Origin of the sequence: Serratia quinivorans (assembly GCF_052113645.1) — a bacterium.
GTDB classification, from domain to species: Bacteria; Pseudomonadota; Gammaproteobacteria; order Enterobacterales; family Enterobacteriaceae; genus Serratia; species Serratia quinivorans_B.
In genome coordinates, this window is record NZ_JBIEIU010000007.1 from 77,920 (window position 1) to 96,568 (window position 18,649).

Below are 18,649 nucleotides of genomic sequence, written 5' to 3' on the forward strand. Positions count from 1 at the left end.
ATTGCCTTATGCTACGCCAGTTTTGTCTTCAGGTGGTTATTGTGAGCACTCAATCGAAAGCAAATTTCACCCCGCGTCGCGGTGGTTTTACCTTTAAACAATTTTTTGTTGCTCACGATCGCTGTGCAATGAAAGTGGGCACCGACGGCGTGCTGCTCGGCGCATGGGCGCCATTGGTGCGGGCGCAGCGGGTGCTGGATATCGGCAGCGGCAGCGGGCTCATTGCACTGATGCTGGCGCAGCGTTCAGCCGAGAGCGTGCTGATCGATGCGGTGGAGCTGGACCAGGCCGCGGCCGCACAGGCGCGTGACAACGTTCAGGGATCCCCTTGGCCTCAGCGCATTCAAGTGCATGCGCAGGACATTCACCATTTTGCTCAGCAGCATGCCGGTGAATATGATGTGATCGTCAGCAACCCGCCGTATTTCGAGCCTGCCGTCGCTTGCCGCGACCAGGCGCGCCATAATGCGCGTTATACCGAAACCCTCACTCACGATGCCTTACTGGAAAGCGCGGAGCGGTTGATCGCGCCGCAGGGGACTTTTTGCGTGGTGCTGCCGCATGACATCGGTGAGGCCTTTGAAGGTAATGCACAACGCCGTGGGTGGCATACTGCGCAGCGGGTGAATGTCAGCGATCGTGCCGATACGCCGTTGCACCGGGTACTGTTGGCCCTGACGCGGCAACCGACGGAAGAAAAAACGGAGCAAAGGCTGGCGATTAAGCTGGCTGATGGCAGTTACACCGAAGATTTCCGTCGTTTGATTACCGAATTCTATCTGTTTTATTAAAATGAAAAGGGTGCCGCTATGGGCACCCTCGCCGTATCACAACGGTGGCTGCAGTATGGTTGGCAGCGCTTCCGGCAACATATCCGGGTAGTCCAGCGTATAGTGCAGTCCGCGGCTTTCTTTGCGCGCCATGGCGCTGCGAACGATTAACTCCGCGACTTGCACCAGATTACGCAACTCCAGCAGATTGTTGGAGATGCGGAAGTTGGCGTAGTACTCGTCGATTTCCGCTTGCAGTGTATTGATACGGCGCAGTGCGCGCTCCAACCGTTTGGTAGTGCGCACGATCCCAACGTAGTCCCACATAAACAGTCGCAGCTCATGCCAGTTGTGCTGAATGACCACTCGCTCATCCGCGTCGTCCACCCGGCTTTCATCCCACTGTGGCAGCTGTTTCGCCAGCTTGATAAACGGCAGACGCATCTTGATGTCCTCTGCCGCCGACCAGCCATAGACCAGACATTCCAGCAGCGAATTGGATGCCATGCGGTTGGCACCATGCAGACCGGTGTAGCTGACTTCGCCAATGGCATACAGCCCATCCAGATCGGTACGACCATGCTGATCGACCATTACGCCGCCGCAGGTGTAGTGCGCGGCGGGTACGATAGGAATCGGCTGCGTGGTCAGATCGAAACCCAGCGTCAGCAGTTTTTCATGGATCATCGGGAAATGCTGGGTGATGAATTCAGCCGGTTTATGACTGATGTCCAGATACATGCAATCCGCACCCAGGCGCTTCATTTCGTGGTCGATGGCGCGCGCCACTACGTCACGGGGGGCCAGTTCGCCTCGCGGGTCAAAATCGGGCATAAAGCGGCTGCCGTCCGGGCGCTTCAGGTAAGCGCCTTCGCCGCGCAAGGCTTCGGTCAGCAGGAAGTTACGCGCCTGAGGATGGAACAGGCAGGTCGGGTGAAACTGGTTAAATTCAAGGTTGGCGACCCGGCAGCCTGCGCGCCAGGCCATGGCGATACCGTCTCCGGAAGAGATATCCGGGTTGGTGGTGTATTGATACACCTTGGCCGCACCGCCGGTAGCCAGCACCACCGTTTTGGCGCGGTAGGTTTCCACCTGTTCCAGTTCGCGGTTCCAGACATAGGCGCCGACTACCCGACGGGTACCCGGCAGGCCGATTTTGTTTGAGGTAATCAGATCGACCGCGTTGCGGCGCTCCATCACGCAAATATTAGGGTGGGCGCTTGCTTTCCCTACCAGGGTGGTCTCTACTTCTTTACCTGTAGCATCGGCGGCATGCAGGATACGGCGGTGGCTGTGCCCCCCTTCCCGCGTCAGGTGGTAATGTTCCTCGCCCTGAGCGTTAACTTCGGTGTCGAACAATACCCCTTGATCAATCAACCACTGCACGCAGTGGCGCGCATTGCCGGCGATAAACTCAACGGCGTCTCTGTCACACAGGCCGGCTCCGGCAATCAAAGTGTCATCAACGTGTGAGGCAATGCTGTCCGTTTCATCGAAAACCGCGGCGATCCCGCCTTGGGCATAGAATGTGGCGCCTTCGTTGAGCGGCCCCTTGCTGAGTACGGTAACCTTGCAATGCTGCGCCAGGCGCAACGCCAGTGACAGGCCAGCAGCACCGCTGCCGACGATCAGTACATCGCTAACATGTTCAGATGATGGTTGCATAACGTATGATGTGTGCAGAAGAAGAGTGAAATTCATGTTAGCCTAATTGTCCGGGCAAAAGCCACGGAAGGGTGACATCAACATAAAAAACAATGGCAATACGGAACTTCGTGTTCTGTATGAACTCCAAGCGAGTGCTTGCTCAGGAAAATAATGTATGGCTGGCAGTACAATTTTACGCGTGGAGACGGATTTGGGGAGAGTTTACCTCGGATGAGCGAGCAGTTAACGGATCAAGTTCTGGTTGAGCGGGTCCAAAAGGGCGATCAGAAATCGTTTAACTTACTGGTAATTCGTTACCAGCATAAAGTTGCGAGTCTCGTTTCCCGGTATGTACCGCAGGGCGATGTGCCGGATGTGGTGCAGGAGTCGTTTATTAAAGCCTATCGCGCACTGGAATCATTCCGTGGGGATAGCGCTTTCTATACCTGGTTGTATCGAATTGCCGTGAACACGGCAAAGAATTATTTGGTTGCCCAGGGCCGTCGTCCGCCATCCAGCGATGTGGATGCCAACGACGCCGAAAATTACGAAAGTGCGGGCGCACTGAAAGAAATTTCGAACCCTGAGAACTTAATGTTGTCAGAAGAGCTGAGACAGATAGTTTTCCGTACCATTGAGTCTCTCCCTGAGGATCTTCGCATGGCGATTACCCTGCGGGAGTTGGATGGTCTAAGCTACGAAGAGATAGCTGCCATTATGGATTGCCCGGTCGGAACCGTACGTTCGCGTATTTTCCGCGCCAGGGAGGCTATCGATAATAAAGTTCAACCGCTGATTCAGCGTTAGCAATGGCGGACACAGGAAGGGTACTTAGGCATGCAGAAAGAAAAGCTTTCCGCTCTGATGGATGGGGAATCGCTCGACAGCGAGCTACTGAGTTCATTGTCTAAAGACAGGGCGCTTCAACAAAGCTGGCAGAGCTATCACCTGATACGTGACACACTACGGGGTGATATCGGGCAAGTCATGCATTTCGATATCGCAGATCGTGTTGCTGCCGCACTTGAGAAAGAACCCGCACGTCTGGTTCCTTCTGCCGTGCCGGAGTCTCAGCCGCAACCGCACACCTGGCAAAAAATGCCGTTCTGGGACAAAGTTCGTCCCTGGGCCAGCCAGATCACACAGATTGGCATGGCGGCCTGCGTGTCGCTCGCGGTGATTGTAGGCGTACAGCAGTACAATCAACCGGCTGCGCAATCGGGTGCCGCTGAATCACCAGCATTCACTACCCTGCCGATCATGGGGCAGGCGTCACCGGTTAGCCTTGGCGTACCGGCAGACAGTTTCTCTACCGGCAGCGGGCAACAGCAGCAGGTACAGGAACAGCGCAAACGCATTAACGCCATGCTGCAAGATTATGAGTTGCAACGTCGTTTGCATTCTGATCAGCTGCAGCTTGAGCAAAGCACCCCACAACAGGCTGCCGTTCAGGTTCCCGGAACTCAGTCTTTAGGAATGCAACAGCAGTAATGAAGCAAATTTGGTTCTCCGTCTGTCTATTGACGGGCAGCCTGCTCTACTCAAACATCGCCCCGGCGCAGCCCACTGCGTCCGGGGCGTTGTTACAACAGATGAGCAGTGCCAGCCGTTCGCTCAATTATGAACTCGCGTATATCAGCATCAGCAAGCAGGGGATCGAATCGCTGCGCTATCGTCATGCGGTGATCGACCAGCAGCCGCTGGGTCAACTGTTGCATATGGATGGCCCACGCCGTGAAGTGTTACAACGCGGCGGGGGGATCAGCTATTTCGAACCCGGCCTGGAACCCTTTACGCTGTCCGGCGATCACATCGTCGATGCGTTGCCGGCTATCGTTTATGCTGATTTCGATCGTCTGGCGAAATATTACGATTTCATCTCCGTTGGCAGCACCCGTATTTCCGATCGTCCCTGCGAAGTGATCCGCGTGGTTGCGCGTGATGGCTCTCGCTATAGCTATATTGTCTGGATGGACGAAGATACCAAACTGCCGCTGCGGGTGGATCTGATCGATCGTGACGGCGAAACGCTCGAGCAATACCGGGTGATTTCGTTTGTGGTCGGGTCGCAAGTGCAAAGCGCGATGCAGGGGCTGATCAAGGCGAATCTGCCACCGTTGCTGTCGCTTCCGGCAGTAGATAAAATCAAGTTGAGCTGGAGCACCGGCTGGTTACCGGCTGGGGTCGATGAAGTGGCGCGTAACCGTCGCAAATTGCCGAATGTGGCGGAGCCTGTTGAATCGCGGCTTTACAGCGACGGCTTATTCAGCTTCTCGGTCAATGTCAGCCCTGCGGGCAGCGGTGCCGGCCAGCAATATTATCGCCAGGGGCGGCGTACCATTCAGACCGAAGTGCGCAACGGCAATGAGATCACCATCGTGGGTGAATTGCCGCCGGCAACGGCCAAACGTATCGCTGACAGTATTGCTTTTAAGGTATCACCACAATGATGAAAGAGTGGGCCACGGTAGTCTCGTGGCAACAGGGTGTGGCGCTGCTGCGCTGTGAACCGAAAGCCGGATGCAGCAGCTGTACTGCTCGCTCTGGTTGCGGTGCGCGCGCGCTGAATGAACTGGTGCCGGAAACGGAACACCAACTGCAGGTGCGTATTGAGCAGCCGCTTGAGCCGGGACAGCGGGTTGAAGTGGGCATTGCCGAAGGCAGCCTGCTGCGTTCAGCGATGCTGGTTTATCTGACGCCGCTGGTGGGAATGATGCTGGGCGGCAGCCTGTTGCAATACTGGTTTGGCACCGACGCTTCTGCCGCGTTCGGTGCACTGCTGGGCGGTGGGCTGGCCTTTATTCTGGCGCGTGGCTTGGCACATCGTCTCGGCGAGCAAGCGAATTACCAACCTGTCGTTCTGCAAATTGGTTTGCCGCCTGGGGCCATGCGCCTGCAGACGGAAAACGACCCTCTGCATTAAAACTGCTGCCGCGTCATCGCCGGGTTATGGTAGGCGGGGATGCGGCTGTAGATCATATGCTCCAGCAGCGCTACAAACAGATCGGCGCTGAGCAGCGAAAAATACCCTATCGTAAACAACGCATTGCCCTGATTATCCAGCAGGCGAATGGTGCCGCGCCGTGGATTATTCTCGAGTTCGCGGATTTGCTCAATCGGGATTGACCCCTGAGCCGTGATCAGCGCCGTAGCACTCAGTTGCAGCGTTTGGGCCGGTTTTCTCTTCCGGTTACCGGGCAGCAAATGATTCAGCCAACGAGCGCCACAGCTGAGATAGTGAAACGACAGCACTTCCCCCTGATACAACGCATTCAGCGCCTGCGGCCCTCGCTGCTGTATCTGCTGATTGATAATGGTATCCGCCAGCCGCCAGGAATGAGACAGGTTGCTGAACACCGGGCACCAGGGGTGTTCGGCTGAGGTGCGAAATGCCATTACGTCGAACAATCCGCCAAACAGACGACCGCCGCGAAAACGATAAATATCCCCGATTTTTTCAAAGGGAATAAAGCGCTCCTTGTGATTATGTTGGTTAATCACCCGGACGCCGTGTTCGTACAGACGATAGGTCAACGCCGGCCGCAGACAGTGGCGTAGCGCCAGAAGAATACAGCCGAGTAAAATAGTGGCTGCGCCGGTTTGCAGTTGGGTCAGTATTGCATTTTCATCCATATTGCCCAGTAGCGGCAGTAACAGCAATGCCGCACCAATGGTTAACAGCAGCGCAGCTGCCGTCAGAATGCCCCAGTTGACCTTAGAAAAATCGTGCCGGCTCAGCATTTGCCCTTTATCGATCATTATGCACCTTCCAATCAATGCGCAGAGATATGCTGGTGAACCCCGGTGGGCATGCCGATGTAGTGCCCTGAATTATGTTTTGTCGCGGTGTTCACCCTCATTTCTATAGAAGCTACCGGGAAGCGTATATGGGGTTTTTCCTAAAGCCGGAGGTGCAGAGTGTAATTCTAAGATGTTGATCCAGATATTATTTCATCAAAAACTCGGAGAGGGTTTATTGCGTTATTGGCGGTTATGTATTAGCGCCGGATCTTGCTGATGGCAGGTCAAGGAATGCGGGCGGTAAAGGCGGCTGTAACTTGGCGTGGTGACCGCGCTGGGTTTTGTTAACATTGGCTTTCATAACCCGGGGCGCTCTGTAACATTAAAGTGTACATAATAGAATGCCTTCACTGCACCGATCGCTAGGTTTTCAGTGTTGTGGCATGTAGAATGCAGCGATTCAGGCGCAAGACGGCCGAACCCATTCACTGTCGCTTTAGGTCCATGCGGGTTTCTATAGGCGAGTAATTCAGAAATACCAAGGCAGAAAAACTTTTATAATGAAGCATATACGAAATTTCTCCATTATTGCCCACATTGACCACGGTAAGTCGACGCTGTCCGACCGCATTATCCAAATTTGCGGTGGCTTGACCGAACGTGAAATGGCCGCGCAGGTGCTCGATTCTATGGATCTGGAGCGCGAGCGCGGTATTACCATCAAAGCGCAGAGCGTCACGCTGGATTATAAGGCGCAAGACGGTCAAACCTATCAGCTCAACTTTATCGACACCCCAGGGCACGTTGACTTCTCATACGAAGTTTCACGCTCACTGGCCGCCTGTGAAGGCGCGCTGCTGGTAGTCGATGCCGGGCAGGGCGTAGAAGCCCAGACGCTGGCTAACTGCTACACCGCACTGGATATGGATCTGGAAGTGGTGCCGGTACTGAACAAAATTGACTTACCGGCTGCCGATCCCGATCGCGCTGCGCAGGAGATCGAAGACATCGTTGGCATCGACGCCACCGACGCGGTGCGTTGCTCGGCCAAAACCGGCGTAGGCGTACCGGAAGTGCTCGAACGCCTGGTGCGTGATATTCCGGGGCCGCAAGGCGATCCGGAAGCCCCGCTGCAGGCCCTGATCATTGACTCCTGGTTCGATAACTACCTGGGCGTAGTTTCTCTGGTGCGTGTTAAAAACGGCACCATGCGCAAGGGCGACAAGATCAAGGTCATGAGCACCGGTCAAACCTATAACGCCGACCGTCTGGGTATCTTCACGCCGAAGCGTGTCGATCGCGACGTGTTGAACTGTGGCGAAGTGGGCTGGTTGGTCTGCGCAATTAAAGACATCCTCGGCGCGCCGGTGGGCGATACCCTGACACTGGCCCGTCATCCGGCGGACAAGGCCTTGCCAGGCTTCAAAAAAGTGAAGCCGCAGGTTTACGCGGGTCTGTTCCCGATCAGCTCTGACGACTATGAGTCCTTCCGCGACGCATTGGGCAAACTGAGTCTGAACGATGCCTCCCTGTTCTACGAGCCAGAGAGTTCCACCGCGCTGGGCTTCGGCTTCCGTTGTGGCTTCCTCGGCCTGCTGCACATGGAAATCATCCAGGAACGTCTGGAGCGTGAATACGATCTGGAACTGATCACTACCGCACCGACGGTAGTGTATGAAGTGGAAACCACCGGCAAAGAGACTATTTACGTTGACAGCCCGTCCAAGCTGCCGCCGCTGAACAACATCGAAGAGCTGCGTGAGCCGATCGCCGAATGTCACATGCTGATGCCGCAGGAATACCTGGGTAACGTCATCACGCTGTGTATCGAGAAACGTGGCGTGCAGACCAACATGGTTTATCACGGCAATCAGGTCGCGCTGACTTATGAAATCCCGATGGCGGAAGTGGTGCTCGACTTCTTCGACCGTCTGAAGTCCACTTCTCGCGGCTATGCGTCGCTGGATTACAACTTCAAACGCTTCCAGACCTCTGACATGGTGCGCGTCGACGTGCTGATCAACAACGAGCGTGTGGATGCGCTGGCGTTGATCACTCACCGCGACAACGCGCAGTACCGTGGCCGTGAGCTGGTGGAGAAGATGAAAGAGCTGATCCCGCGTCAGCAGTTCGATATCGCCATTCAGGCGGCAATCGGTACCCATATCATCGCGCGTTCCACGGTGAAACAGCTGCGTAAAAACGTTCTGGCAAAATGCTACGGCGGCGATGTCAGCCGTAAGAAGAAACTGTTGCAGAAACAGAAAGACGGTAAGAAACGCATGAAGCAGGTCGGTAACGTAGAGTTGCCGCAAGAAGCGTTCCTGGCCATTCTGCACGTTGGCAAAGACAGTAAGTAAGAGCGATAAGTTCGCGTAACTAGGGAGTTTGCATGGCGAATATGTTTGCCCTGATCCTGGCGCTGGCAACGTTGGTTACCGGGATCATTTGGGCCTTTGAGCGCTTTAAATGGGCGCCTGCCCGCCGGGCCAAGATTGCGGCGGTGAATGCACAGACTGCGGGTACCGTAGACGATAAAACGCTGGCGAAAGTGGCGAAACAGCCGGGTTGGATTGAAACCGGCGCATCGGTGTTCCCGGTATTGCTGCTGGTCTTTGTGGTGCGTTCGTTTATTTACGAACCTTTCCAGATCCCGTCCGGTTCGATGATGCCGACGCTGTTGATTGGCGATTTTATTCTGGTGGAGAAATATGCCTACGGCATTAAAGATCCTATTACCCAGACCACGCTAATTGAAACCGGTCATCCGAAGCGCGGTGATATTGCGGTATTTAAATATCCGCTGGATCCGAAACTGGATTATATCAAACGCGTTGTTGGCCTGCCGGGCGACCGCGTAAGTTACGATCCGGTCAATAAGCGTGTGACCGTTCAGCCTTCGTGTAATAGCGGCCAGTCATGCGATACCGCATTGGCGGTGACTTACAACGATGCGCAGCCAAGCGACTTTGTTCAGTTGTTCAGCCGCAGCGGCATGGGGGAAGCCAGCAACGGCTTCTACCAGATCCCGCTGAGCGACAACGTACCGCAGGGCGGCATTCGTCTGCGTGAACGTCAGGAGACGCTGGGCTCGGTTTCTCACCATATTCTGACCGTGCCGGGCACGCAGGATCAGGTGGGCGCTTACTATCAGCAACCGGGTAAACAGTTGGCGGAGTGGGTTGTGCCGGCGGGTCATTACTTCATGATGGGTGATAACCGCGACAACAGCGCCGACAGCCGTTATTGGGGCTTCGTACCGGAGAAAAATCTGGTGGGTAAAGCCACGGCTATCTGGATGAGTTTTGAAAAGCAGGAAGGCGAATGGCCTACCGGCGTAAGATTTAGCCGCATCGGTGGAATTCATTAATCAGGCGTCTATAAACGCAGCATTATATTTCCACTCGTTGTAGAATACCGGCTCGAGCGATAAAAAGTTGGCTCCCTGTTGGGAGCCACTGCAAACGAAACAGCTTTGGATTGGCTTTCGGCGAAGCAGGCCTGTTCCGTATGCTGCAAGTTTTTGACGCATTCTTGATCTATTGGTAACTCATGAACCCCATCGTAATAAATAGGCTACAGCGGAAGCTGGGCTACACTTTTCAACAGCAGGAGCTCTTGCTGCAAGCGTTAACTCACCGTAGCGCCAGCAGTAAACACAATGAACGTCTTGAGTTTCTGGGTGACTCTATCCTGAGTTTTGTCATCGCCAATGCGCTCTACCATCGTTTCCCTCGCGTAGACGAGGGCGATATGAGCCGTATGCGTGCCACGCTGGTGCGCGGCAATACGTTGGCGGAGATGGGGCGTGAGTTCGACCTGGGAGAATGTCTGCGTCTCGGTCCGGGCGAGTTGAAAAGTGGTGGATTCCGCCGCGAGTCAATCCTGGCGGATACGGTGGAAGCATTAATTGGCGGCGTGTTCCTGGATAGCGATATTCAAACTGTTGAACGACTGATTTTGGACTGGTATCGCAGCCGGTTGGACGAAATCAGCCCTGGTGATAAGCAGAAAGACCCAAAAACCCGTTTACAGGAGTTTTTGCAAGGTCGTCATCTGCCGTTACCTTCTTATCTGGTGGTGCAGGTTCGCGGTGAGGCGCACGATCAGGAGTTTACTATCCACTGTCAGGTGAGTGGTTTGAGCGAGCCCGTAATGGGAACCGGTTCAAGCCGTCGTAAAGCCGAGCAGGCGGCAGCGGAACAAGCGCTGAAAAATCTGGAGCTTGAATGAGCGAAGTAAAACAATACTGTGGTTTTATTGCGATAGTCGGTCGTCCCAACGTGGGAAAATCCACGTTGCTGAACCAGCTGTTGGGGCAAAAAGTCTCCATCACCTCGCGTAAACCGCAGACGACCCGTCACCGCATTATGGGTATCGATACCGATGGCGCCTATCAGGCCATCTACGTCGACACCCCGGGTCTGCACATCGAAGAAAAGCGCGCCATCAACCGTTTGATGAACCGTGCCGCCAGCAGCTCAATCGGCGACGTCGAGCTGGTGATCTTCGTGGTAGAAGGCACTAACTGGACCGCCGACGATGAAATGGTGGTCATTAAGCTGCGCAGCCTGAAATGTCCGGTGCTGCTGGCGATCAACAAGGTCGACAACGTTACCGACAAGTCCAAACTGTTGCCGCATATTGCGTTCCTCAGCCAACAGATGAACTTCCTCGACGTGGTGCCAATCTCCGCCGAGAAAGGGATGAATGTGGACACCATCGCGGCTATCGCGCGCAAGGTACTGCCGGAAGCGGAACACCACTTCCCGGACGATTACATCACCGACCGTTCCCAGCGCTTTATGGCGTCGGAAATTATTCGTGAAAAACTGATGCGTTTCCTGGGTGAAGAGCTGCCTTACTCGGTGACGGTTGAGATCGAACAGTTTGTGCCGAACGAGCGCGGTGGTTACAACGTGCACGGTCTGATCCTGGTTGAGCGCGAAGGCCAGAAGAAGATGGTCATCGGTAACAAAGGTGCGAAGATCAAAACGATCGGTATCGAAGCCCGCCAGGATATGGAACAGATGTTTGAAACCAAAGTGCATCTGGAACTGTGGGTGAAAGTGAAATCGGGCTGGGCGGACGACGAACGTGCGTTGCGTAGCCTGGGCTATACCGACGACCTGAAATAACCTCTCCAATGGACGGCTGGGAGCGCGCTTTCGTCCTGCATGGACGACCGTACAGTGAAACCAGCCTGATGCTGGATATGTTCACGGAAGGTCATGGACGGGTGCGTTTACTGGCAAAAGGTGCGCGCAGCCGTCGTTCCAATCTAAAGGGTTGTCTGCAGCCCTTTACTCCTCTGTTAGTGCGCTGGGGCGGTCGTGGCGAAGTCAAAACGCTGCGTAGCGCCGAAGCGGTGTCCCTCGGTTTACCCCTCAGCGGCATGATGCTGTACAGCGGCCTCTACGTGAATGAACTGCTGTCACGGGTGCTGGAGCAGGAAGCCAATTACTCGGTATTGTTCTTCGATTATCTGCAATGTTTGCAAGCGCTGGCGGCAGAAGACGTTTCGCCGGAACAGGCATTGCGTCAATTCGAATTGGCCTTGTTGAATCACCTGGGTTACGGCCTGGACTTCCTGCATTGTGCCGGCAGCGGCCTGCCGGTGGATGACGGCATGACTTATCGTTACCGCGAGGAAAAAGGCTTTATAGCCAGCCTGGTGGTGGACCATTACAGCTTTACCGGCCGCGAATTGCGCGCGCTGGCAGAGCGTCAGTTCCCCGATGTGCAAACCTTACGCGCCGCCAAACGTTTCACCCGCATGGCGCTTAAACCCTACCTGGGCGGTAAACCACTGAAGAGCCGCGAGCTGTTTCGGCAGTTTGTGCGCAAACAACCGGATACGCCGGTCGACGACGCCTGACCTTTTCCCCTTTTGCGGTACTGTCCCCACGTGTAAACTACGGCCACTGAAAATCGTTTTTTAGAGGGTTGTCATGGCTGATTTGCTGCTGGGCGTCAATATCGATCACATCGCCACGTTACGTAACGCGCGCGGTACCCAATACCCGGATCCGGTTCAGGCGGCATTTATTGCCGAGCAGGCTGGGGCCGACGGGATCACTGTGCACCTGCGTGAAGACCGTCGCCATATCACCGATCGCGATGTCCGAATTTTGCGCCAGACCATCCAGACGCGCATGAATCTGGAAATGGCCGTGACCGACGAAATGCTGGATATTGCCATTGAGCTGAAACCGCATTTTTGCTGTCTGGTGCCGGAAAAACGCGCAGAAGTGACTACCGAGGGCGGGTTGGACGTTGCCGGACAGCAGGACAAAATGGCTATCGCCGTTGAACGCTTGGCGCAAGCCGGCATTCTGGTTTCGCTGTTTATCGATCCTGACCATCGTCAGATCGATGCGGCGGTTGCGGTGGGCGCTCCCTACATTGAAATCCACACCGGCGCTTATGCGGAAGCTGAAGGCGAACTGGCGGTCAAAGCCGAGCTGCATCGTATCGCCGTTGCCGCCACCTATGCCGCAGAGAAAGGCCTGAAGGTCAATGCCGGTCACGGTCTGACGTACCATAACGTTCAGCCGATCGCCGCTCTGCCGGAAATGCATGAGCTGAATATCGGTCATGCCATTATCGGCCAGGCGGTCATGTGTGGGCTGCCGGTTGCGGTGACGGATATGAAACTGCTGATGCGTGAAGCGCGCCGCTAATGGCCGTGCTGGGGCTGGGCACCGATATCGTTGAAATGGCGCGTATCGAAGCGGTAGTAGAGCGCAGCGGCGATCGTCTGGCACGCCGAGTACTGAGCGATACCGAATGGGAAGTGTATCAGCAGCATCAGCAGCCGGTGCGTTTTCTGGCCAAACGTTTTGCGGTGAAAGAGGCTGCCGCCAAGGCTTTTGGCACCGGTATTCGCAACGGTTTGGCGTTTAATCAGTTTGAAGTGTTCAACGATGGTCTCGGCAAGCCGAATATCCGCTTGCATGCACGTGCCGCCGAGCTGGCGCAAGAGATGGGGGTTACCTCCATTCACGTTTCGCTGGCGGATGAACGCCGTTATGCCTGTGCGACGGTGATTATCGAAGGGTAACCCGGTGATCGGCCATTAAAAAAGGGCGCCTGTTGGCGCCCTTGTCGATCTGAATTTCTGTGTCACAGCCGATCGGCGTGATGCAGCACCACAAATTTGTCCCACAGCTGTTCGTTGGTTTCGCGGTGCTCTGGATTAACGACAATGGTGTTGTCGATTGGGCACACCTGCTGGCAGGTTGGGATATCGTAATGGCCGACGCATTCGGTACAGCGATCGGTATCGATCTGATAAATATCGTCACCCATCGAAATGGCCTGATTCGGGCATTCCGGTTCGCACATATCGCAGTTGATGCATTTTTTGGTAATCAGCAGAGCCATTTCAGTTATCTTTTAATCGGTGCACACGAACAGGCGCGCAATCTATCATAAAACCCATTTTATGGGGTGTTTTTCCCTCTGTGCCCGCCAATGCGTTGCTACAGTGCGCTCAACCCGCGGAGACGACCGTCATAGTAACTCTGGCGGGTCATTGGCCAACTGATCGAAATCAACCATTTCCTGACCATTGAAAGTGGGGCGCTTACCGGGGCCGGCCACGGCCGCATGCAGCTGTGGATGCGTCACGACGATGCCGGCCTGCTGGGCGAACAGACTGATAAACTCGAAGGCGCTGTGCGGATTGTCAATGAAGGTTCGTTGTTGGTCGGTATCAGAAAGCACCACCAATGGCACTTCGTAATTCTGCCGGGTATCGCCGCCATGACGCAGGTACAGTTTGCCGTCAATATTTCGGTGATAAAGGCCGTGGTCAGAGAAGTAGATTAATTTAAAGGGCGAATGGGTCTCTTGCAGCATCCGATAGGCATGTGCGATGAACCTATCCGTCTTGCGGTAGGTTGAAAGGTAACAGGCGAGTTCCGCGTTGTCGCTGGTGAAAACTGGCGGCTCGCCGCCAAGCCGTTCACAAAAGTCAGAGTGTGAACCCATGATATGCAGAACATACAGGTTTCCTGAGCCATTGTTAGTCAGTGCAGTTTGCAACAATGGCAGCAGCTCATCATCATCGGTGTTGCGCGATTGGTAATCTCCTTTTTTCAGGAACTGATGATCTTCACTGAACATGGCTATTTTGGAGATCGGTGTATCAAATTGGCCAATCAACCCCTGGTTGGAAAACCAATGAGTATGCAGTCCTGCGGCTTTTGCCAGCGTAATAATATTATCTGAAATATGGCTGCTTTTTCCGTCGCTCAGTGCCAGGGTTCTCGGCAGTGATTCGAAAGTGTTCGGCGCGGTGGAAATATAATTGCTGTAAAAGGTGCCGTTAACGTGATCCAGAAATGGTGTGGTCGGCGTCGGGTAGCCAAATAATGACATATAGTCCCGGCGCATACTTTCACCCACGATAATGACATAGTTCTCCTCGTTATTATTCACACCATTAATAGTCCAACGGGGTTGGGTCTGCGTGCCCGCGTCGAGTTCTGCCATTTGCTGGTCGTAGCTCTGGTATGAAGAAATAAATGAGGAAAAGAAATCCACCAATTTAAGATTCCCCATGTTTCCGCCGAGTATTCTGGCAAACAGCACCAGGATAAAAATCAGCACAAATGGCAAAACCTTTCGGATCGAAAATGGACGGCGCCAGCAGTAGCGAACGAGAAGAAACAGCATCAGCAGTGTGGCTGAGGGGAGCAGATAGCAGCCTGCCGGGATGGCGTGCAGGAATTCGACGGCTTCGACCCTGTTGGTTTGAAACAGTGCCGAGACCACGGAAACCGAAGGTGGGCCATATATCACGCCGACAGGGGCATAGAGGGCACAAAGTATAATATAGGGAATGATGAACAGATATCGGGTGAGGGGGAGTGCAGATAATAATAACAGCGTAAGGGAAATAAACAGGACATCAATCCCTTTGGTGCCGCCATAGCCCATCGATTTTATTAATATCAACGAAGTGACAACGAAAATAAAAAAATCACGAATTAAGGGCGATGTTGCTGATGTGTGGAATTTATTTAAAATTGCGGTGTGTGTTTTCATTAAGCTCAATTGTCAATATATTGCTGTCCATGCCTGTTCAAACCTTGGATAGCATTTGAACAATAAGAGCCACATACGCTGTTATTGGAGAGATGTGTTTTTATACCTTGGTATTTGTGGCCCGGACATTATACGACTTAGATGAGTTTTTTCACTAATTGTTCGCTGTGTTTGATCCGCTCTGGTGCGTGATCGAGATCATGTTGAATTAAGGCCATAAACAGCAGGTCGGTGAGGGCATATTGAGCGGTGCTGGAAGAAATGGCGGCGCTGCGGGTATTGGGCTCTTCGGCGATGGTATACAAACAGTGGTCGGCTCGTTGCTGCAGGCCGTTGGGTGAGAAGCTGGTGAGGGCCAGCACTTTCGCGCCGGCCAGACGGGCTTCTTCCGCCGCCAGGTTGATTTCACGCCGTTCACCGCTGAACGAAATTGCCAGCAGTAAATCTCGCTTATCCAGTGCCTGAACCGCCGCCAGTTGGACGTGCATATCTTGCTCGGCTACGGCAATAACGCCAATTTTCAGCAGCTTGTAAGAGAAGTCCTTGGCGACCAAACCCGAAGCCCCGATCCCCAACAAAATGACTCTCCGTGCCTGACGAAGCATTTCCAACGCCTGGTGCAGACGCTCTTCACTGTTGATATCCAGTGTAGCGCGCAGCGCAGCCTGCTTTTCTACCAGCAGTTTTTCACCGACGGTTTTCAATGCGTCGCTGCTGAGGATCTGGTTATGCACCGTGACCGCGGGTTCTTTCTGTGGCTGGGCCAGGGTTTCGCTCAGCGCCAATTTCAGCGCCGGGAAGCCTTTGTAGCCCATCTTCTGAGCAAATTTCACCACGCTCGACTGGCTGATACCCGCCAGTTGGGCCAACTTCTGCGAGCTGAGATGGCGTGCCTGCTCGGCGTTATGCAGCAGAAAGTCCGCCAGTTTGCGGTCATTTTGAGCCAGCGTTGGATACATCTGGCGAATACGAAGAAGGGTACTCATTCATCTTTCCCTGGAAACCAGTCGACATTCTGCCACGCGGGGGGTGAAAACGCGCAGTGAAAATTTTTTGTGAGCGAGTCTTTAAAATAGCAAAAAGCGCTCGCTTTGCTGAATAAAATATTCAAATAATAGTTTCAGTTTGTGAATTAAAAATTCAAAGGTGAAGAAATGAACTTAGGCGCATTAGTCTCCGAAAGCCGCAACCCGGCAACCCTGCGGTTGGATGAAATGACGACGCTGGAAATGGTGAGCTGTTTCAATCAGGAAGATCGCAAGGTGCCGGAGGCGATTGAAAAGGTATTGCCGGCTATCGCACAGGCGGTGGATCTGGCCGCCGCGGCCTTGAAGGCCGGTGGTCGGCTGATCTATCTGGGCGCAGGCACCAGCGGCCGTTTGGGCGTGTTGGATGCTTCTGAATGCCCGCCGACCTTTGGCGTGCCGCACGGCATGGTGATCGGCTTGATTGCCGGTGGGCCGGGCGCGTTGCTGAAAGCCGTCGAAGGGGCAGAGGACGATGCGGGGTTGGGCGAAGCCGATCTTATCGCGCTGGATTTGACTGCGACCGACATGGTGGTGGGGCTGGCGGCATCCGGGCGTACGCCGTATGTGATCGGCGCACTGCGTTATGCGCGGCAGTTGGGCTGCCCGACGGCCGCGATCTCCTGTAACCCTGACTCGCCGATCGCCCATGAGGCGCAGGTGGCGATTTCGCCGGTGGTGGGGCCGGAAGCCCTGACCGGTTCCACACGTATGAAGTCCGGTACCGCGCAGAAACTGGTGCTGAACATGCTGTCGACCGGGGCAATGGTCAAATTGGGTAAGGTCTACCAAAACCTGATGGTGGATGTCAAAGCTACCAACGTCAAATTGGTGGACCGCGCCTGTCGCATCGTGGTGGAAGCCACCGGTGCCGAACGCAGTCAGGCCGAGGCGGCGCTGACGCAGACCGGTTTTGAGGTTAAACCGGCAATCCTGATGATTCTGGCCGGCGTTGACGCTGAAGAGGCGCAACTGCGCTTACAGCAGCACGACGGCTATTTACGCGCGGCATTGACGCGCTAACGACACCTGGGGCGGGCGATGGACAAGACAACGGCACTGGCAACACAGATTCTGGCGGGCATTGGCGGGGAAGGGAATATCCTCAGGCTGGAGAACTGCATGACGCGGGTTCGCGTCGAGGTTAGCGACGAGCAACGCCTTGATCTGGCGGCGCTCAAGCAGTTGCCAGGCGTTAAGGGGTATATCAAACAGGGGGAACAGCATCAGTTTATTGTCGGCCCGGGGGCTGCCGCCAAAGTGGTGGACGCCATGCGGTCATTGCTCACAGGCGCCCCCTCAGTTGTGGCCAGCGGGGACAATATCGCCCGCAACAAGGCGCAGGCCAAGCAAAAGTATGCCGCGCCGATGAGCGGCGCGCTGAAAAAACTGGCTGATGTTTTTATCCCGTTGATCCCCGCGTTCATTGCTTCCGGCCTGATCACCGGCATCATCAACCTGCTGAAGCGACCGGACATTGCCGGTGAGCTGGCGGTGAATTATCCCAACGTACTTGGGCTGCTGGCGATTTTCGGCAGCGCGGTCTTCGCCATCATGAATATTTTGGTCGGGGTCAACGCTGCGCGGGTGTTTGGGGGTTCGCAGGCCATGGGCGGTGTGATGGCCGGCATCCTTTCCAGCCCGGCTCTGGCGCAGATCACCCTGTTCGGTGAGGCGTTGCAACCAGGGCGCGGCGGGGTGATTGCGGTGCTGCTGGTGGTGGCCTTGATGTGTTGGGTGGAAAAACGCCTGCGCAATGCGCTGCCGGAATCGATTGAACTGATCCTCAATCCGCTGATCACCACCTTGGTGACCGCCTCCCTGGCTATTGTGATCCTGCAGCCGCTGGGTGGCTATATTTCGGACGCCATTGCCCACGGTGCCAATTTGGCGATCGATAAAGGTGGTTTGCTGGTGGGGGCAGTGCTGTCCGGGCTGTTTCTGCCGCTGGTGCTGTCCGGTTTGCATCAGGGGCTGGTGCCAATCCACGTCGAGCTGGTACAGGCGCATGGTTCTAACCCGTTATTGCCGATTTTGGCGATGGCAGGGGTCGGTCAGGTAGGGGCGGCGCTGGCGGTATTGATGAAAACCCGCAACGCGCGCCTGAAAAAGGTGATCAAAGGGGCATTGCCGGTCGGTATTCTCGGCATTGGCGAACCCTTGATTTTTGGTGTGACGTTGCCGTTGGGCCGGCCTTTTATCGCCGCTTGTCTCGGTGGTGCGGTGGGAGGCGCGCTGATCAGTTATTGGAAAGTGGCGACGGTGATCACCTTTGGTATCTCGGGTTTACCTTTGGCGTTAACCATTGTCTCGGGTAAGGTGATGTTGTATCTGGCGGGCCTGGTGATTACCATTGCCGCTGGGTTTATTTTCACCTGGATAATGGGATTCAACGATCCTGAGGAGTAGCCC

At 54.9% G+C, this 18,649-nt stretch carries 19 protein-coding genes; 14 read left to right on the plus strand and 5 right to left on the minus strand.

The features are described 5' to 3' along the window. Positions 1 to 8 precede the first annotated feature (8 nt). Positions 9 to 791: a tRNA(1)(Val) (adenine(37)-N(6))-methyltransferase TrmN gene (trmN, locus tag ACGS9J_RS14410; protein ID WP_442231560.1), complete on the plus strand. Its 783-nt coding sequence runs from the start codon at positions 9 to 11 to the stop codon at positions 789 to 791. Between the two features lie 36 nt (positions 792 to 827). On the opposite strand, the gene nadB is transcribed toward trmN, so the two are convergent. Then, positions 828 to 2,435: an L-aspartate oxidase gene (gene nadB / locus ACGS9J_RS14415; protein WP_442231561.1), complete on the minus strand. Its 1,608-nt coding sequence runs from the start codon at positions 2,433 to 2,435 to the stop codon at positions 828 to 830. Positions 2,436 to 2,648: 213 nt separating this feature from the next. Between nadB and rpoE the strand changes: the two genes are divergently transcribed. From rpoE to rseC, 4 genes are read left to right on the plus strand one after another with little or no spacing between them, the layout of a single operon-like run. Further along, positions 2,649 to 3,224, plus strand: a complete 576-nt coding sequence (gene rpoE, locus ACGS9J_RS14420) for an RNA polymerase sigma factor RpoE (RefSeq protein ID WP_012146382.1) — start codon at positions 2,649 to 2,651, stop codon at positions 3,222 to 3,224. Between the two features lie 30 nt (positions 3,225 to 3,254). Continuing rightward, on the plus strand, positions 3,255 to 3,908 hold the full coding sequence (rseA, locus tag ACGS9J_RS14425; RefSeq protein ID WP_020828261.1) for an anti-sigma-E factor RseA: 654 nt from the start codon (positions 3,255 to 3,257) through the stop codon (positions 3,906 to 3,908). Next, a complete protein-coding gene (gene rseB / locus ACGS9J_RS14430; protein WP_442231562.1) occupies positions 3,908 to 4,867 on the plus strand; it encodes a sigma-E factor regulatory protein RseB in 960 nt (319 codons plus the stop codon). The genes rseA and rseB overlap by 1 nt, the downstream gene beginning before the upstream one ends. After that, positions 4,864 to 5,340 carry a SoxR-reducing system protein RseC gene (gene rseC, locus ACGS9J_RS14435; RefSeq protein WP_442231563.1) on the plus strand — a complete coding sequence of 159 codons (477 nt, stop codon included), beginning with the start codon at positions 4,864 to 4,866 and terminating at the stop codon, positions 5,338 to 5,340. The genes rseB and rseC overlap by 4 nt, the downstream gene beginning before the upstream one ends. Here the strand turns inward: rseC and ACGS9J_RS14440 are convergent. Continuing rightward, positions 5,337 to 6,176 (minus strand): hypothetical protein, encoded by an 840-nt coding sequence (locus ACGS9J_RS14440; RefSeq protein ID WP_442231564.1) that lies wholly within the window; start codon positions 6,174 to 6,176, stop codon positions 5,337 to 5,339. The genes rseC and ACGS9J_RS14440 overlap by 4 nt on opposite strands. Positions 6,177 to 6,718: 542 nt before the next feature. Here ACGS9J_RS14440 and lepA point away from each other — a divergent pair. From lepA to acpS, 7 genes are all read left to right on the plus strand, one after another. Continuing rightward, positions 6,719 to 8,518, plus strand: coding sequence for a translation elongation factor 4 (lepA, locus tag ACGS9J_RS14445; RefSeq protein ID WP_442231565.1), 1,800 nt, complete (start codon positions 6,719 to 6,721; stop codon positions 8,516 to 8,518). Between the two features lie 32 nt (positions 8,519 to 8,550). Next, positions 8,551 to 9,528, plus strand: coding sequence for a signal peptidase I (lepB, locus tag ACGS9J_RS14450; RefSeq protein ID WP_442231566.1), 978 nt, complete (start codon positions 8,551 to 8,553; stop codon positions 9,526 to 9,528). Between the two features lie 182 nt (positions 9,529 to 9,710). Continuing rightward, the gene (gene rnc, locus ACGS9J_RS14455) at positions 9,711 to 10,391 is read left to right on the plus strand and encodes a ribonuclease III (RefSeq protein ID WP_041414862.1); all 681 of its coding nucleotides are present in this window, start codon (positions 9,711 to 9,713) and stop codon (positions 10,389 to 10,391) included. After that, on the plus strand, positions 10,388 to 11,296 hold the full coding sequence (gene era, locus ACGS9J_RS14460) for a GTPase Era (RefSeq protein ID WP_442231567.1): 909 nt from the start codon (positions 10,388 to 10,390) through the stop codon (positions 11,294 to 11,296). The genes rnc and era overlap by 4 nt, the downstream gene beginning before the upstream one ends. Positions 11,297 to 11,304: 8 nt before the next feature. After that, positions 11,305 to 12,036, plus strand: a complete 732-nt coding sequence (recO, locus tag ACGS9J_RS14465) for a DNA repair protein RecO (RefSeq protein ID WP_442231568.1) — start codon at positions 11,305 to 11,307, stop codon at positions 12,034 to 12,036. A 73-nt stretch (positions 12,037 to 12,109) separates the two neighbouring features. Next, positions 12,110 to 12,841 carry a pyridoxine 5'-phosphate synthase gene (pdxJ, locus tag ACGS9J_RS14470; protein ID WP_442231569.1) on the plus strand — a complete coding sequence of 244 codons (732 nt, stop codon included), beginning with the start codon at positions 12,110 to 12,112 and terminating at the stop codon, positions 12,839 to 12,841. Beyond that, positions 12,841 to 13,221 carry a holo-ACP synthase gene (gene acpS / locus ACGS9J_RS14475; protein WP_442231570.1) on the plus strand — a complete coding sequence of 127 codons (381 nt, stop codon included), beginning with the start codon at positions 12,841 to 12,843 and terminating at the stop codon, positions 13,219 to 13,221. Before pdxJ ends, acpS begins: the two co-directional genes overlap by 1 nt. Before the next feature lie 62 nt (positions 13,222 to 13,283). Here acpS and ACGS9J_RS14480 read toward each other — a convergent pair whose 3' ends face one another. The 3 genes from ACGS9J_RS14480 to ACGS9J_RS14490 form a co-directional block, all read right to left on the minus strand. Beyond that, positions 13,284 to 13,544, minus strand: coding sequence for a YfhL family 4Fe-4S dicluster ferredoxin (locus tag ACGS9J_RS14480; protein WP_442231571.1), 261 nt, complete (start codon positions 13,542 to 13,544; stop codon positions 13,284 to 13,286). Positions 13,545 to 13,673: 129 nt separating this feature from the next. Next, positions 13,674 to 15,212, minus strand: coding sequence for a sulfatase-like hydrolase/transferase (locus tag ACGS9J_RS14485; protein ID WP_442231572.1), 1,539 nt, complete (start codon positions 15,210 to 15,212; stop codon positions 13,674 to 13,676). A 137-nt stretch (positions 15,213 to 15,349) separates the two neighbouring features. Next, positions 15,350 to 16,198, minus strand: coding sequence for a MurR/RpiR family transcriptional regulator (locus ACGS9J_RS14490; RefSeq protein ID WP_442231573.1), 849 nt, complete (start codon positions 16,196 to 16,198; stop codon positions 15,350 to 15,352). Between the two features lie 168 nt (positions 16,199 to 16,366). Between ACGS9J_RS14490 and murQ the strand changes: the two genes are divergently transcribed. Further along, complete coding sequence (murQ, locus tag ACGS9J_RS14495; RefSeq protein WP_442231574.1) at positions 16,367 to 17,260, plus strand: N-acetylmuramic acid 6-phosphate etherase; 894 nt, start codon at positions 16,367 to 16,369, stop codon at positions 17,258 to 17,260. Positions 17,261 to 17,278: 18 nt separating this feature from the next. Beyond that, positions 17,279 to 18,646, plus strand: a complete 1,368-nt coding sequence (locus ACGS9J_RS14500) for a PTS transporter subunit EIIC (RefSeq protein WP_442231575.1) — start codon at positions 17,279 to 17,281, stop codon at positions 18,644 to 18,646. Positions 18,647 to 18,649 lie beyond the last annotated feature (3 nt).